General features: G+C 58.1%; 14 protein-coding genes and 1 pseudogene. 13 read left to right on the top strand and 2 right to left on the bottom strand.

Going from position 1 to position 12,743, the window contains the following annotated elements:
* Positions 1-57 precede the first annotated feature (57 nt).
* The 8 genes from AB5Y90_RS04830 (at position 58) to AB5Y90_RS04795 (ending at position 6,714) form a co-directional block, all read left to right on the top strand.
* Positions 58-798, top strand: coding sequence for a heme ABC transporter permease (locus tag AB5Y90_RS04830; RefSeq protein ID WP_042054451.1), 741 nt, complete (start codon positions 58-60; stop codon positions 796-798).
* 2 nt (positions 799-800) lie between these two features.
* Positions 801-1,007 carry a heme exporter protein CcmD gene (ccmD, locus tag AB5Y90_RS04825; RefSeq protein ID WP_274161149.1) on the top strand — a complete coding sequence of 69 codons (207 nt, stop codon included), beginning with the start codon at positions 801-803 and terminating at the stop codon, positions 1,005-1,007.
* On the top strand, positions 1,004-1,495 hold the full coding sequence (ccmE, locus tag AB5Y90_RS04820) for a cytochrome c maturation protein CcmE (RefSeq protein WP_005334685.1): 492 nt from the start codon (positions 1,004-1,006) through the stop codon (positions 1,493-1,495). Before ccmD ends, ccmE begins: the two co-directional genes overlap by 4 nt.
* Positions 1,496-1,577: 82 nt before the next feature.
* Positions 1,578-3,533 carry a heme lyase CcmF/NrfE family subunit gene (locus AB5Y90_RS04815; protein ID WP_368166623.1) on the top strand — a complete coding sequence of 652 codons (1,956 nt, stop codon included), beginning with the start codon at positions 1,578-1,580 and terminating at the stop codon, positions 3,531-3,533.
* Positions 3,530-4,060: a DsbE family thiol:disulfide interchange protein gene (locus AB5Y90_RS04810; RefSeq protein ID WP_368166622.1), complete on the top strand. Its 531-nt coding sequence runs from the start codon at positions 3,530-3,532 to the stop codon at positions 4,058-4,060. The genes AB5Y90_RS04815 and AB5Y90_RS04810 overlap by 4 nt, the downstream gene beginning before the upstream one ends.
* A gap of 11 nt (positions 4,061-4,071) precedes the next feature.
* Positions 4,072-4,551: a cytochrome c-type biogenesis protein CcmH gene (locus AB5Y90_RS04805; protein ID WP_368166621.1), complete on the top strand. Its 480-nt coding sequence runs from the start codon at positions 4,072-4,074 to the stop codon at positions 4,549-4,551.
* Positions 4,548-5,816 carry a c-type cytochrome biogenesis protein CcmI gene (gene ccmI / locus AB5Y90_RS04800; protein WP_019444735.1) on the top strand — a complete coding sequence of 423 codons (1,269 nt, stop codon included), beginning with the start codon at positions 4,548-4,550 and terminating at the stop codon, positions 5,814-5,816. Before AB5Y90_RS04805 ends, ccmI begins: the two co-directional genes overlap by 4 nt.
* An 85-nt stretch (positions 5,817-5,901) precedes the next feature.
* Positions 5,902-6,714, top strand: coding sequence for a VacJ family lipoprotein (locus AB5Y90_RS04795; protein ID WP_368166620.1), 813 nt, complete (start codon positions 5,902-5,904; stop codon positions 6,712-6,714).
* A gap of 112 nt (positions 6,715-6,826) precedes the next feature.
* Here the strand turns inward: AB5Y90_RS04795 and sodB are convergent, their stop codons facing one another.
* Positions 6,827-7,411 carry a superoxide dismutase [Fe] gene (gene sodB / locus AB5Y90_RS04790; RefSeq protein WP_005334664.1) on the bottom strand — a complete coding sequence of 195 codons (585 nt, stop codon included), beginning with the start codon at positions 7,409-7,411 and terminating at the stop codon, positions 6,827-6,829.
* Between the two features lie 288 nt (positions 7,412-7,699).
* Here sodB and AB5Y90_RS04785 point away from each other — a divergent pair, with 288 nt between their 5' ends.
* Positions 7,700-8,044, top strand: a complete 345-nt coding sequence (locus AB5Y90_RS04785) for a Grx4 family monothiol glutaredoxin (protein ID WP_069555635.1) — start codon at positions 7,700-7,702, stop codon at positions 8,042-8,044.
* Between the two features lie 162 nt (positions 8,045-8,206).
* On the opposite strand, the gene AB5Y90_RS04780 is transcribed toward AB5Y90_RS04785, so the two are convergent.
* Positions 8,207-9,418 carry an RsmB/NOP family class I SAM-dependent RNA methyltransferase gene (locus tag AB5Y90_RS04780; RefSeq protein WP_069529060.1) on the bottom strand — a complete coding sequence of 404 codons (1,212 nt, stop codon included), beginning with the start codon at positions 9,416-9,418 and terminating at the stop codon, positions 8,207-8,209.
* A 222-nt stretch (positions 9,419-9,640) separates the two neighbouring features.
* Between AB5Y90_RS04780 and AB5Y90_RS04775 the strand changes: the two genes are divergently transcribed.
* The 4 genes and pseudogenes from AB5Y90_RS04775 to AB5Y90_RS04760 all read left to right on the top strand — a co-directional run.
* Positions 9,641-11,644 carry a reprolysin-like metallopeptidase gene (locus AB5Y90_RS04775; RefSeq protein ID WP_201943308.1) on the top strand — a complete coding sequence of 668 codons (2,004 nt, stop codon included), beginning with the start codon at positions 9,641-9,643 and terminating at the stop codon, positions 11,642-11,644.
* Positions 11,641-11,970, top strand: a complete 330-nt coding sequence (locus AB5Y90_RS04770; RefSeq protein WP_120415664.1) for a hypothetical protein — start codon at positions 11,641-11,643, stop codon at positions 11,968-11,970. Before AB5Y90_RS04775 ends, AB5Y90_RS04770 begins: the two co-directional genes overlap by 4 nt.
* 253 nt (positions 11,971-12,223) lie before the next feature.
* Positions 12,224-12,517, top strand: a complete 294-nt coding sequence (locus AB5Y90_RS04765) for a hypothetical protein (RefSeq protein WP_368166619.1) — start codon at positions 12,224-12,226, stop codon at positions 12,515-12,517.
* Between the two features lie 70 nt (positions 12,518-12,587).
* Positions 12,588-12,743: pseudogene (locus AB5Y90_RS04760) on the top strand (IS4 family transposase); the annotation flags it as partial.

Raw genomic sequence — 12,743 nt, 5'->3', positions numbered from 1 at the left:
TGCGGTCGGTATGGTAGGCCTCGCCAAACGATTAATAACAAAAAGGTTTTGTGAGCTATGTGGAAATGGTTGCACCCTTATGCCAAACCGGAGCGTGCCTATCAGCTGGCAGGCACGCTGTTGCCCTGGTTTGCGGTGATTAGTCTGCTCTCGTTTGTGATCGGTACTGTCTGGGGCCTCGCGTTTGCTCCGGCAGATTACCAGCAGGGAGATTCGTTCCGGATCATCTATATCCACGTGCCTTCCGCCATTCTCTCCATGGGGGCCTACTCCACCATGGCGGTAGCCGCCTTTATCGGCCTGGTGTGGCAATTGCGGATGGCGGACATGACGGTTGCAGCCATTGCGCCGGTCGGCGCCGTATTTACCTTTATTGCCCTCTTTACCGGTGCCGCCTGGGGCAAGCCGATGTGGGGAACCTGGTGGGTGTGGGATGCGCGACTAACCTCTGAACTGATCCTGCTGTTTCTCTACCTCGGCGTGATAGCCCTCTACAACGCCTTCAGTGACAAGGTGGTCGCTGGCCGTGCCGCCGGCATTCTTGCACTGGTCGGGGTGATCAACCTGCCCATCATTCACTACTCGGTGGAGTGGTGGAACACCCTGCATCAGGGGGCCACCATCACCAAATTTGACAAACCCTCCATTTCACCCGAGATGCTCTGGCCGCTGCTGATCATGATCCTGGCATTTGCCTCGTTTCTCGGTGCCCTGACCCTGATGCGTTTTCGCAATGAACTCCTGATGCGGGAGTGGCATCGCCCCTGGGTCAAAGAGATTGCAGAGCAGGAGAAGTAAGCATGCACTTTGCCTCTTTCAGTGATTTTATGGCGATGGGCGGTTACGCCTTCTATGTCTGGCTCTCTTTTGGCCTGACGTTGGTGTGTCTGGTCGGCATCATCATTTCTAGCCGCATGAAAACCCGCAGCCTGCTCGGTGAGTTGCGCAGCAAGCAGGCGCGTGAGGCCCGTCGCAAGGCGGCCCAGCAGATGGAGAACACCCTATGAATCCGAGACGCAAAAAACGCCTCACCATCATTCTCGCCATTACCCTGGGTCTGGCGACAGTCAGCGGGCTGGTGCTCTACGCCCTCAGTCAGAATATCGACCTCTTCTACACCCCGAGCGAGCTGGTGGAGGGGAAGGGGCCGGACAAGATCAAGCCGGAAGAGGGACAGCGCCTGCGCATCGGTGGATTGGTCGTACCGGGATCGGTACAGCGGGATCCCCAGAGCCTCAAGGTTGCCTTCAAGCTGGTGGATAACGGCGGTCATCTGGTGAAGGTCGAGTTTGACGGCATCCTGCCGGATCTCTTCCGTGAAGGGCAGGGGATTGTTGCCCAGGGCACCCTCAAGGATGCCACGACCGTAGAGGCGTTCGAGGTGTTGGCCAAGCACGATGAGAACTACATGCCGCCGGAAGTGGCCGATGCCACCAACGGCATGCACTTCAAGCCGGAGTATACCGAGGCGCAGTTGAAGGGAGCCAAGCAGTGATCCCTCTGGTTTTTGCCTTTTCCGCTTTGCCTGCCGTGCGTGGTGCGGCTGTTGTCACCGTTCAATTGAAAGGAATGCCTTCATGATCCCGGAATTAGGTCAGTTTGCGCTGATCCTGGCCTTTGCCACCGCCCTGCTGCTGGGCAGCTACCCGCTGCTAGGCGCCAGTTGGGGGCGTCTTGGCATGATGTCGGCGGCCCGTCCGCTCGCCTATGCCCAGTTCTTGCTGCTGCTGCTGTCGTTTCTCTGCCTGACCTGGGCCTTTATCGATAACGACTTCACCGTGCAGTATGTGGCCACTAACTCCAACAGCCTGCTGCCGCTCGCCTATCGCATCTCGGCGGTGTGGGGGGCCCACGAAGGTTCCCTGCTGCTGTGGGTTCTGACTCTGGGTGGCTGGACTGCGGCGGTGGCCATGTTCAGTCGCCGTCTGCCGCTCGATGCTGTCGCGCGGGTACTCGGTGTGCTGGGGCTGATCTCGGTCGGCTTCACTGCATTCGTGCTGTTCACCTCCGATCCCTTCACCCGCACCTTGCCCTATTTCCCGGTAGATGGTCGTGACCTCAATCCGCTGCTGCAGGATCCGGGTCTTATCTTCCATCCGCCGATGCTCTACATGGGTTATGTGGGCTTCTCGGTGGCGTTTGCCTTTGCCATTGCTTCGCTGATGACCGGCCGTCTCGATGCGACCTGGGCTCGCTGGTCGCGCCCCTGGACCATGGCGGCCTGGGTATTCCTGACCCTGGGCATAGTGCTCGGCTCCTGGTGGGCCTACTACGAGCTTGGTTGGGGCGGCTGGTGGTTCTGGGATCCGGTAGAAAACGCCTCGTTTATGCCTTGGCTCGCGGGCACCGCTCTGCTGCACTCGCTGGCGGTGAGCGAGAAGCGCGCCACCTTCAAGGCGTGGACCGTGCTGCTGGCCCTCTCCGCCTTCTCGCTGAGCCTGCTGGGTACCTTCCTGGTGCGCTCCGGCGTGCTGGTCTCGGTGCATGCGTTTGCCTCCGATCCGACCCGCGGTCTGTTTATTCTCGGCTTCCTGCTGGCAGTGATCGGCTCATCCTTGCTGCTGTTTGCCTTTAAAGGCTCGCAGGTGAAGAGCCACGGCAAACACGAGCTGTGGAGCCGCGAGACCCTGCTGCTTTGCAACAACATCATGCTGGTTGCAGGTCTGCTGACCGTTCTGCTCGGTACCTTGCTGCCGCTGGTGCACAAGGAGCTGGGGCTGGGGAGCATTTCCATCGGTACTCCCTTCTTCAACCACATCTACAGCTGGCTGATCATCCCGTTTGCCCTGCTGCTGGGGGTTGGCCCGCTGTTTCGCTGGCGTCGTCAGGAGCTGGGGGAACTCAAAAACAAGGTGGTTGTGGCACTGGTGCTGAGTCTGGCCGCAGCCTTGCTGTTGCCGCTGCTCTTTGCCGAAACCTTCAAGCCGTGGGCGGCGGTAGGGATTGGTCTGGGGGCCTGGATCATCGTCACCAGCGTGCAGGAGACCTGGGCGCGAGCGACCCACAAGCACAGCTTTGCAGTCGGTGTGCGCAAGCTTGGCAACAGCCACTGGGCGATGATCCTCGGCCATGTGGGGCTGGCAGTCAGCATCATAGGTATCGCCTGCACCCAGAATTACAGCATCGAGAAGGATCTGCGAATGCAGGCGGGTGATCGGGTGCACTTTGCCGATTACGAATTCGTCTTTGCCGGGATCAAGGAGAAGAACGGCCCCAACTACGATGGCTTCAAGGGCGTGCTGGAAGTGCACAAGAATGGCAAGCAGGTCGCCCTGCTCAAGCCCGAGAAGCGGATGTACAAGGTGACCCGGATGCCGATGACCGAAGCGGCCATCGATGCCGGTATCACCCGTGATCTCTATGCGGCGCTGGGGGAACAGCTCGACAACGGAGCCTGGGCGGTGCGGATCTACTACAAGCCGTTCGTGCGCTGGATCTGGTTTGGCGGCGTCTTTATGGCCATCGGTGGCGTGCTGGCGATGCTGGACAAGCGTTACCGTTTCGGCCGTCGTGAGGAGGAGGCCAAGGCATGAACAAAAAGACCTGGTTGTTTTTAATCCCCTTTATCGTCTTTTTGCTGGGGGCGGTGTTCCTGTTCAAAGGGCTCTACTCCGATCCCACCAAGCTTGAGTCCGTGATGGTGGGCAAAGAGGTGCCGATGTTCACCCTGCAGGACATTTACGATCTGAACAAGCAGCACGATCGCAGTATCCTGACCGGTCGCCCCATGCTGCTCAACGTCTGGGCTACCTGGTGCCCGACCTGCTACGGCGAGCACACCTACCTCAAACAGCTGGCGGGGCAGGGTATTCCCATCATCGGCATGAACTACAAGGATGAGCGCGACAAGGCGATCAAATGGCTGGCTGAGCTGGGCAACCCCTATCAGGTCAACCTCTATGATCCGGACGGCATGCTGGGGCTGGATCTCGGGGTATATGGCGCGCCGGAGACCTTCTTTATCGACAGCAAGGGGATCATCCGGTATCGCCACGTGGGGGATATCAACCCCGAGAACTGGGCGTTGACCCTCAAACCCATCTTTGATGCCATGAAGTGAGGGGAGTCCTGATGAGAGTATTTATTGCCGCCCTGCTGCTGTTGCTGGGATGGGTGGTGCAAGCGCCCGCCATGGCCGCTATCGATGTCTACACCTTCGACAACGACAATCAGGAGCAGGTCTTCCGTGAACTGACCAAGGAGCTGCGTTGCCCCAAGTGTCAGAACCAGGATATCGCCGACTCCAATGCTGGGCTGGCCAAGGACTTGCGCGACAAGACCTACCAGATGGTGCGCGAGGGCAAGGATAAAGAGGAGATAGTGGATTACATGGTGGCCCGCTACGGCAACTTTATCCTCTATAACCCGCCCCTGATGGCCTCCACCCTGATCCTCTGGCTCGGCCCGCTGCTGGTGATCCTGATCGGTGGCGCCGTGGTCGTGGTGCGCAGCCGCCGGCCCCCTGCGGTGAAAATACAACTGGATAACGCCCTGAGCGAGGAGGAGCAGCGCCGACTGGCCGAGCTGCTGAAAGAGGAAGAGAAACAATGACCGCTTTTTGGATAGTGATTGCGGGCTTGCTGGTGCTGGTGAGTCTGGCGCTCGTCGTGCCGCTGTGGCGTGGTGAAGGCAAACAGAGCATCAGTCGCTCGGCGCTCAACAAACAGCTCTATCGCCAGCGGCTGCTGGAGATTGGCGAAGAGCGCGAGCAGGGTGTCCTGGCTGAGGAGTCCGACTCGCTGGTCGAGCTGCAACGAAGTCTCTTGGATGATATCCCTGATGTGGAGCAGACTGCCCGCAGTGGCAAGAGTTTGATCTGGATCCCGGGTGTACTGGTGCTGTTGGTGGTGAGTCTGGGGCTCTACTACAAGTTGGGCTCCTGGCAAGAGGTGAGTCGCTGGCAAGATGCCAGCAGCCGTCTTGGCGAGCTGAGCAACCGCATTTTGGTGGAGCGGGATGCCCAGGTGACCGAGCAGGATCTGCTGGATTTCACGCTGGCACTGCGTACCCGCCTCAAGGATGAACCGAACGACTACCGCGGCTGGCTGCTGCTGGGACGCTTGGCGCTGGATGGCAATGATCCCGAGATGGCCAGCGAGGCGCTGGAGCGGGCCTACACGCTGGCTCCCCAGAAGTCGCTGGTGGCGGTGCCCTATGCGCAGGCGCTGATGATGACGGGGGATGAGGCGCAAGCGGATGCCCTGTTGCAGGCTGCTATCGCGCAGGATCCGGACAATATCGAGGCGCGTTCCGTCTATGCCTTTATGGCGCTGCAAAAAGAGGACTTCCAGACCGCGCTGGCTCGCTGGCAGGCTATGTTGCCACTGATGGAGAAAGGCACTCCCCGTTACGTGATGGTCGAGCGCTCCATGGAGTATGCCCGCGCGCAGCTCAAGCAGCGCGGCATCGAGGTGACGAATTCAGGCGCAGCCAAAGCAGGCGCAGTTGAGGGACAACCGCTGGCGGTGAAGGAGGGGGAATTCCCCATCCACGTTACGTTGGCGGCGGGCATTCAGATGCCGGAAGATGCCCATCTCTTCGTCTTTGCCGTGGTGCCCAACGGGCCGCCTATGCCCATCGCCGTGAAGCGTATCGCAGGGCCAACCTTGCCTGTTACCCTGTCACTCGGGGATGGCGATGCCATGATGGAAGGTAGCAAACTGGCGGCCTATCCGGAGCTGCAGTTCAAGGCACGTCTCTCGCGCGGTGGCAATGTGATGAACAAGGAAGGAGCCTTCGAAGGGGTATCCGTGCCGGTCAAGACGGCCGAGATCCCTGCTGCTCCGATTGACATCCGCATCGATCACGCCCTCTAATATGCCTTTGGATAACCCGGCTCCTGGATAGGAGCCGGGTTATCTATACTTCTGATAAATCAAAATAAAACGTCAGGACAATCATATGTATCTTCGTTCAGGGGCCATACTGGCAGCCCTCTTGCTGGCTGGCTGTGCCGGTGGCCCACCCAAGCCTGGCCCAGAGAGTCTGGATCTCAATCCCGGCATGAATAATCCGGGTGCCACCAGTACGGCGGCCGATCCCCGCGATCCCTTCCTGGGGGCCAACCGGGCCATGTGGGCGGTCAACTATGATGTGCTGGAGCCCTATGTGGCACGTCCAGTGGTACATGCCTATGCCCGCTACATTCCGGTAGGGGTGAAGGATGGCATTGCCAACTTTGTTGCCAACTTTGATGAGCCAAGCAGCATGGTGAACCATCTGATCACCGGTGATTTGAAGGGGGCGGGCACCAACCTGGGGCGCTTTACCCTCAACACCACGGTCGGTCTGCTGGGTATCTTCGATGTGGCCAAACATGCCGGCCTCGAGCGTAACAAGCTGGAAATGGACACAGTGCTGGGCAGGGCCGACATCGGTAATGGTGCCTACATCATGGTGCCTGTCTACGGCCCGACTACCACCCGGGAGCTGGTTGGCGATGCGATTGACAGCTTCTACTTCCCCTATGCCCTGTTAACCTTCCCGATGAAGGTTGCACACTGGGCACTGGATGGCTTGGGCACACGTGCCAAGCTGATCGATCAGGAGCGGATCATCGACAACTCCCTCGATCCTTATGCGCTGACCAAGGACTTCTACCTGCAATATAACCAGGGCAAGGTGACGGGCAAGCAGACCGAGCTGAAAGCGTCTCAGCAAGAGCAGGCTGACGATGCCAATCTGGATGAATACATGGACGAGCTGGACCAGTAAGCGGGTCATCTCGATATGTAAAAGGCGCCTGCGGGCGCCTTATTCATTTTCGCAGCCATATCGAGATAAAAAAACGCCCCGCAGTGCGGGGCGTTTTGGCAAGCGAGGCTGTTTAGGCAGCCAGATTCTTGGCCACGAATTCCCAGTTAACCAGAGCCCAGAAGGTTTCCATGTACTTCGGACGCAGGTTGCGGAAGTCGATGTAGTAGGCGTGCTCCCACAGGTCAACGGTCAGCAGCGGGGTGGTACCGGCTTCAGTCAGCGGGCAGCCAGCGTTGGAGGTGTTGACGATAGCCAGAGAGCCGTCAGCTTTCTTCACCAGCCAAGTCCAGCTGGAACCGAAGTTGCCGATGGCTGATTTGGTGAAGGCATCTTTGAACTCGGCGAAGGAGCCGAATGCCTTGTTGATGGCATCAGCCAGGGCGCCAGTCGGCTCGCCACCACCATTCGGGGAGAGGCAGTGCCAGTAGAAGGTGTGGTTCCAGATCTGGGCGGCGTTGTTGAAGATGCCGCCGTTGGAGGTCTTGATGATCTCTTCCAGAGACTTGCCTTCAAACTCGGTACCCGGCACCAGATTGTTCAGGTTGACCACGTAGGTGTTGTGGTGCTTGCCGTGGTGATATTCCAGAGTTTCCTGGGAGATGTGCGGTTCCAGAGCGTTGATTGCATAGGGCAGAGCGGGAAGTTCGAATGCCATTTTCTACTCTCCATTGGCTGGACCGTGCGAAGGCGACGGTTGCAAGACATTGCGTACTCTTTTCTATATGTGAAAAGAGTTGTTTTTAAAATGATGGGGCTGGGTAGCCCAAAGCCAAGGGATTGTAGCAGTATCAAAGATGGCCTAACAACTCTTGATTGGCGCCATGATCGCGATCAATCCTGTGTGGGTTCTTTGCACAATTCGAGCCGGGTCACCCCTTTGTCAGTTTGTGCTCGGGCAAGATTGCAGTAGAATGGCCGCCGAAATCGCTCTAGTGAGGCACCTATGGAAACTATTGAAAAGATCAAGCAGCAGCTGGCTGACAACCCCATCATCATCTACATGAAGGGCTCCCCCAAGCTACCCAGCTGTGGCTTCTCTGCCCAGGCCTCCCAGGCTCTGATGTCCTGCGGCGAGCCGTTTGCCTACGTTGATATCCTGCAAAATCCGGATATCCGCGCCGAATTGCCAAAATTCGCCAACTGGCCGACCTTCCCCCAACTGTGGGTTGAAGGTGAGCTGATCGGTGGCTGTGACATCATGATCGAGATGTTCCAGGCTGGCGAGTTGCAGGCTCTGATCAAAGAGACTGCTGCCAAGTACAAGCAGGATGACGCTGCTGCTGAATAAGCGGGTGTTCACATCGCTGAAAAGGGAGCCTTTATGGCTCCCTTTTTTATTTGCTGGCGACGCAAGCAGTAGACACTGTCACCCCCATCGGGAGTGTGTCAGCAAGCCAAAGCAAAGCGGCTGCCAATGGCAGCCGCTTTTTCTATCTGGTCATCGGGCAGATCAGGCGATCCGTTCGATACGAGCCATGTAGAAACCGTCGAAGCCAGTCTCGGACGGGCTCACGGTGTGATCGTCACGCAGACGGAAGTTTTCGTTGGCGGCGAGGAACTTGTCCACCTGCTGGCGGTTCTCCTCGGGCAGGATGGAGCAGGTTGCATAGACCAGCAGGCCGCCGACTTTCACCATCTGGCTGTAACGCTGCAGGATCTCTTCTTGCAGCGCGACCAGCACCGGCAGACGCTCGGCGGTATCACGCCACTTGGCATCCGGATTGCGCTTGAGTACGCCTAGACCGGAGCAGGGCACGTCCAGCAGTACGCGGTCGGCGCTCTCTTTGAGGCGCTTGACGGTCTTGCTGCTGGTGATGACCCGGGTCTCCACGTTGTGGGCACCGGCGCGACGAGCGCGTTGCTTGAGGTTCTCCAGCTTCCACTCTTCCACATCCATTGCCAGCAGACGGCCTTTGCCCTGCATCATGGCGGCGATATGCAGGGTCTTGCCACCGGCACCGGCGCAGGCGTCGATAACGCGCATGCCTGGGGCAACTTCCAGCGCAGCAGCAACCAGCTGGGAGCCTGCGTCCTGCTGTTCGAAGCAACCATCGGCAAAGGCCTTGGTACGGAACAGGGCGGCGTCAGAGGTGACCTGCAGGGCTGTCTCCACACCTTCAACCGGAATGGTGGTGACCTGCTCTTTGGCCAGAATGGCTTGCAGCTCATCACGGGTGCACTTGAGGGTGTTGACCCGCAGGTAGCGCTTGGGCATCCAGGCCAGGGCGGCACGCTCGGCAGGCCAGGCTTCACCCAGCTGCTCGCTACCCAGTTTCTCCAACCAGCTCGGGCAACCATCCATCAATACCGGGTTCTTCTTCGCCTCGGTCAGACGGCGGCGGAATGCTTCCTCATTAAAGCGATCCAGGGTCGGGTTGTTGGGCTGGGCAATTTTGTGGAAGGCGTGCCAGCTGTGCAGCAGTGGCCAGACATTCTTTTCGGCCTGACGCACCTGAATACCGGTGAGGAAACAATAGAGGCTGAGACGGCGCAGCAGGTCGCCGGTGACCAGGGCAATCCTTGCCTGTTCTTGCGGTTTGAGTTCGATGCCGGAGAAGTGACGGGCATAAGCGCGGTCGAGGGTGAGACCCTGACCGAGTACATCGTCAACAATGGCAACGACCAGATCCCCGAAACGGGGCAACAGTGGGGATTTGAGCATGAGATTAACCTTGGCCAGATAAAGATGAACCGCACCTTTGTGAAGAGGGGCAGTTCTAAAATTGACAAATCCGCGCAATGATAGGGGTTAGACGGGGTTGGCGCAACACTCCCACTCGGGAATGGTGGAAAGGGTTGCTTCAGCTTTGTATTGATGTGGCCGAATAAAAATAAAGTACAGGCCGCAATTCAGGCGATTGCATTAATACAAGGACTAAAAACAATGCATGTGACGAAATACTCTACGGTGGCCTTGCTGATGGCCAGCATGCTGGGCTCAGCCAGCCTGATGGCCAGCGAATGGGGCACGGTTGCCGCCAGAGCAACAGCAGATGAGGGCTATGAGGTGCGGGCCCATCAGTTCCGGGTCGCCAAGGTGCCGCTCGACTATTTTGCCGGACTGCAAGCCGGGGCGAGTGAGCTGACCCTGCCGCTACCCGATGGGGGGGAGGTCACCTTTGCTCTGGAAGCTTACGACGTGCTGCCCGCAGACCTTGCAGCCAAGTATCCTCAGATCCGTACCTTCAAGGGTTACAACCCGGCGCATCCGGTCGATACCGGGCGCTTCGATCTGGGGCCACAGGGTTTCCACGCCATGTTCAGCCATCAGGGCCAGATGGTGTTTGTCGATCCGCTGCGCAATGCCGAAGGGTATGCCGTCTATTACCAGAAGGATGCCCATAGTCGTCTGGAAGAGGATGCCGACAAGGTAATCGGGCCGGGTGTCAGCAAACTGGTGCGCAAAGTGCAGGTTGATGGCAATGTCCGCAAGCGTTACACCATCGCTATCTCGGCAGCCGGTGAGTACACCCGATATCACGGTGGCTCCACGGTGCTGGCCCTGGCGGCCATCACTACCCTGCTCAACCGGGTGAACGAAGTCTATCAGCGCGACGTGGGGGCCGAGTTCGTGCTGGCCAGTGGTAATGACAGTGTGATCTTTAGCGATCCTGCCAGTGATCCCTTTGATAACACCGATGCGGATGCGGATCGCAACGTCGATGTGCAGGCGCAGGCCTTTGCTGATGGGGATTTGGGGGCATTTGATATCGGCCATGTGCTCAACACCGGTGGCGGAGGCTTGGCGGGGTTGGGTGTGTTATGTGTTGATGCCATGCCGCCTTATTACGCCTACGGGGCCAAGTCGTCAGGTATGACGGGTTCGTCAGACCCCGTAGGGGATGCTTTCTTTATCGACTATGTGGCCCATGAGATTGGCCACCAATTCGGTGCCGATCACACCTTTAACGGTACAACGGGCAGTTGTGGTGGGGGCAACCGGGTTGCCGAGCAGGCGTTCGAGCCAGGTAGTGGCAGCTCCATCATGGCCTATGCCGGTATTTGTGGTGATGAGAATATCCAGACTCACAGCGACCCCTATTTTCATAGCAAGTCCATCGAGCAGATGCGTGCACACATGGCGACTCTATCGACTTGCGGAACCACACTCGTGTTGAGCAATAATGCCCCGCAGGCAGCAGCAGGGGGGGACTATGTGATCCCTGCCAATACGGCCTTTATGTTAAAAGGGGCTGGTGGAGATCTGGATAATGATTCTCTGCTCTACAACTGGGAGCAGATCGATCTGGGCACTGAATCGAGCAGTGCCGCCACCATGATTGACGATGGCTCCCGGCCGCTGTTTCGTTTTGTCTCTCCCACGGCATCGTCGGAGCGGATCCTGCCGAGTTTGCCATCCCTGCTCTCCGGCACGCTTGCCAAAGGAGAGGCCTGGCCGACTATCAACCGGGATCTCAATTTCAGACTGACGGTGCGTGATGGTCAGGGTGGCGTTGCCAGTGATGACATGAAAGTGCAAGTGATCAATACCGGTGCGGCATTTCGCATCACCAACCCGTTTTACGGGGTGACTCTCACTCCGGGGGCCAGTCAGGCAGTGGCATGGGATGTGGCGGGCACAACTGTGGCGCCGATCAGTTGCAGCAAGGTGGACATCTCGGTGACCCAGGATGAGGGCGTAAGCTGGACAATGCTCGCCGCCGGACAACCCAATAACGGCGCAGCAACGGTAACGTTGCCTGCCGATCTCACCAGCAGCGTCAGGCTGAAAGTGGCATGCAGCGACAATATCTTCTTTGCCATCAGTCCCCTCAAATTGCCTCTGGTGCAAGGTGGCTCGACTTCAGGTGGCGGCGGTGGTGGCGGGGCGCTCGGATTGTGGACGCTGGCTCTGGCGCTGCTCGGCTGGCAACGGAGGCGTACATGAAGGGAGTCCCTCTGTTGCTGCTTGTCATGCTCGGCGGTTGTCAGGCCGATGCCAGCACGCTGGAACAGGAGCTGAGTGCAAACCTCGCCAGGCAGGATTACCGCCTGATAGTGATAGCCGGGCGGGGAGAGTTCGCCCCCGGTATTGCAGCCGAGCAGCAGGCAGAGGCCAAGGCGCGCTGTGGCAAGCGTTATCTGGATGGATTGGGCGATGTGATAAGGCCCGGTCAGCAAGAGATACATGCCAAGTTGAGCGCTTACGCCAGCGAGTATAACCAGCGTATGGTGATTCATTGCCCAATAGCATCGGGCGCTGGCAAGCAGTAATACACCAACGAACCAATCCAAATGGAGGGGATATTCATCCCCCTATCTATCCGTGAAGGCGCCAATGGCGCCTTCACTTTTTTCCGTTGTTGAATGGGGCCAGTCTGTATTGCCTGAGATGGGGAGCGCGGGTGTAGCACGATTTTTCAGCGTGACAGAAGTTTTGTGCGAATTTTCTTTTCTGTCTGTCACGCAGATCGTCAATTGACGCTGCACCATACTTGTTGTCACCAAGGTAGGGCAAGGAGGCTCTATGAAGCATGGCATTGCGGTGATTATCACCAGTTTGTCTGTTCAGGTTGCAGCAGAACCACAGTGGACCTTCATGGATGAAAACTTGGAAAGGGGAGGGATCTATGATGTGCGAGCTGAAAAGGTCAGAGTGGTGGTTCCTGACAAGCCTTTTGAACCCGGGCATCTCGCCAGTGTATTGACCTTGCCATTGCCGGATGGCACTACGGTGCAGTTTGATGTTCATCCCAATGCCTTGCTCCCGGAGCCTTTGGCCCAGCGCTACCCTTCTATCCTTAACCATCCCCTCATATGAGCGAGGCGTGGCGCGGCTTCTGAGGTATGATCGCCATCCTTGACCAGCTAATACCCAACAGACTATCCCCATGTTTAACCACGAACTAATCCTCAACCACATCGACGATATATTTGGACAGGACATGCATGCTAAGCGTGTTCTTTCCCTCGCCAATGCTACCCTCGGGGTTATCGAGTCAGGTTCACTGGCCATCCACGCCATCGGTAGTGGCCTCTCCTTGGCC

The organism is Aeromonas sp. R4-1 (assembly GCF_040908325.1).
Classification (GTDB): Bacteria; Pseudomonadota; Gammaproteobacteria; order Enterobacterales; family Aeromonadaceae; genus Aeromonas; species Aeromonas veronii.
Note: the sequence above shows the minus strand (reverse complement) of the source record. Positions and strands in the feature narration are given on the sequence as shown.

Coding starts and splice junctions, on each gene's coding strand:
- sodB (WP_005334664.1), bottom strand. CDS start 7,411: ATGGCATTCGAACTTCCCGCTCTGCCCTATGCAATCAACGCTCTGGAA.
- AB5Y90_RS04810 (WP_368166622.1), top strand. CDS start 3,530: ATGAACAAAAAGACCTGGTTGTTTTTAATCCCCTTTATCGTCTTTTTG.
- AB5Y90_RS04775 (WP_201943308.1), top strand. CDS start 9,641: ATGCATGTGACGAAATACTCTACGGTGGCCTTGCTGATGGCCAGCATG.
- AB5Y90_RS04780 (WP_069529060.1), bottom strand. CDS start 9,418: ATGCTCAAATCCCCACTGTTGCCCCGTTTCGGGGATCTGGTCGTTGCC.
- AB5Y90_RS04815 (WP_368166623.1), top strand. CDS start 1,578: ATGATCCCGGAATTAGGTCAGTTTGCGCTGATCCTGGCCTTTGCCACC.
- ccmD (WP_274161149.1), top strand. CDS start 801: ATGCACTTTGCCTCTTTCAGTGATTTTATGGCGATGGGCGGTTACGCC.
- ccmI (WP_019444735.1), top strand. CDS start 4,548: ATGACCGCTTTTTGGATAGTGATTGCGGGCTTGCTGGTGCTGGTGAGT.
- ccmE (WP_005334685.1), top strand. CDS start 1,004: ATGAATCCGAGACGCAAAAAACGCCTCACCATCATTCTCGCCATTACC.
- AB5Y90_RS04785 (WP_069555635.1), top strand. CDS start 7,700: ATGGAAACTATTGAAAAGATCAAGCAGCAGCTGGCTGACAACCCCATC.
- AB5Y90_RS04770 (WP_120415664.1), top strand. CDS start 11,641: ATGAAGGGAGTCCCTCTGTTGCTGCTTGTCATGCTCGGCGGTTGTCAG.
- AB5Y90_RS04765 (WP_368166619.1), top strand. CDS start 12,224: ATGAAGCATGGCATTGCGGTGATTATCACCAGTTTGTCTGTTCAGGTT.
- AB5Y90_RS04805 (WP_368166621.1), top strand. CDS start 4,072: ATGAGAGTATTTATTGCCGCCCTGCTGCTGTTGCTGGGATGGGTGGTG.
- AB5Y90_RS04795 (WP_368166620.1), top strand. CDS start 5,902: ATGTATCTTCGTTCAGGGGCCATACTGGCAGCCCTCTTGCTGGCTGGC.
- AB5Y90_RS04830 (WP_042054451.1), top strand. CDS start 58: ATGTGGAAATGGTTGCACCCTTATGCCAAACCGGAGCGTGCCTATCAG.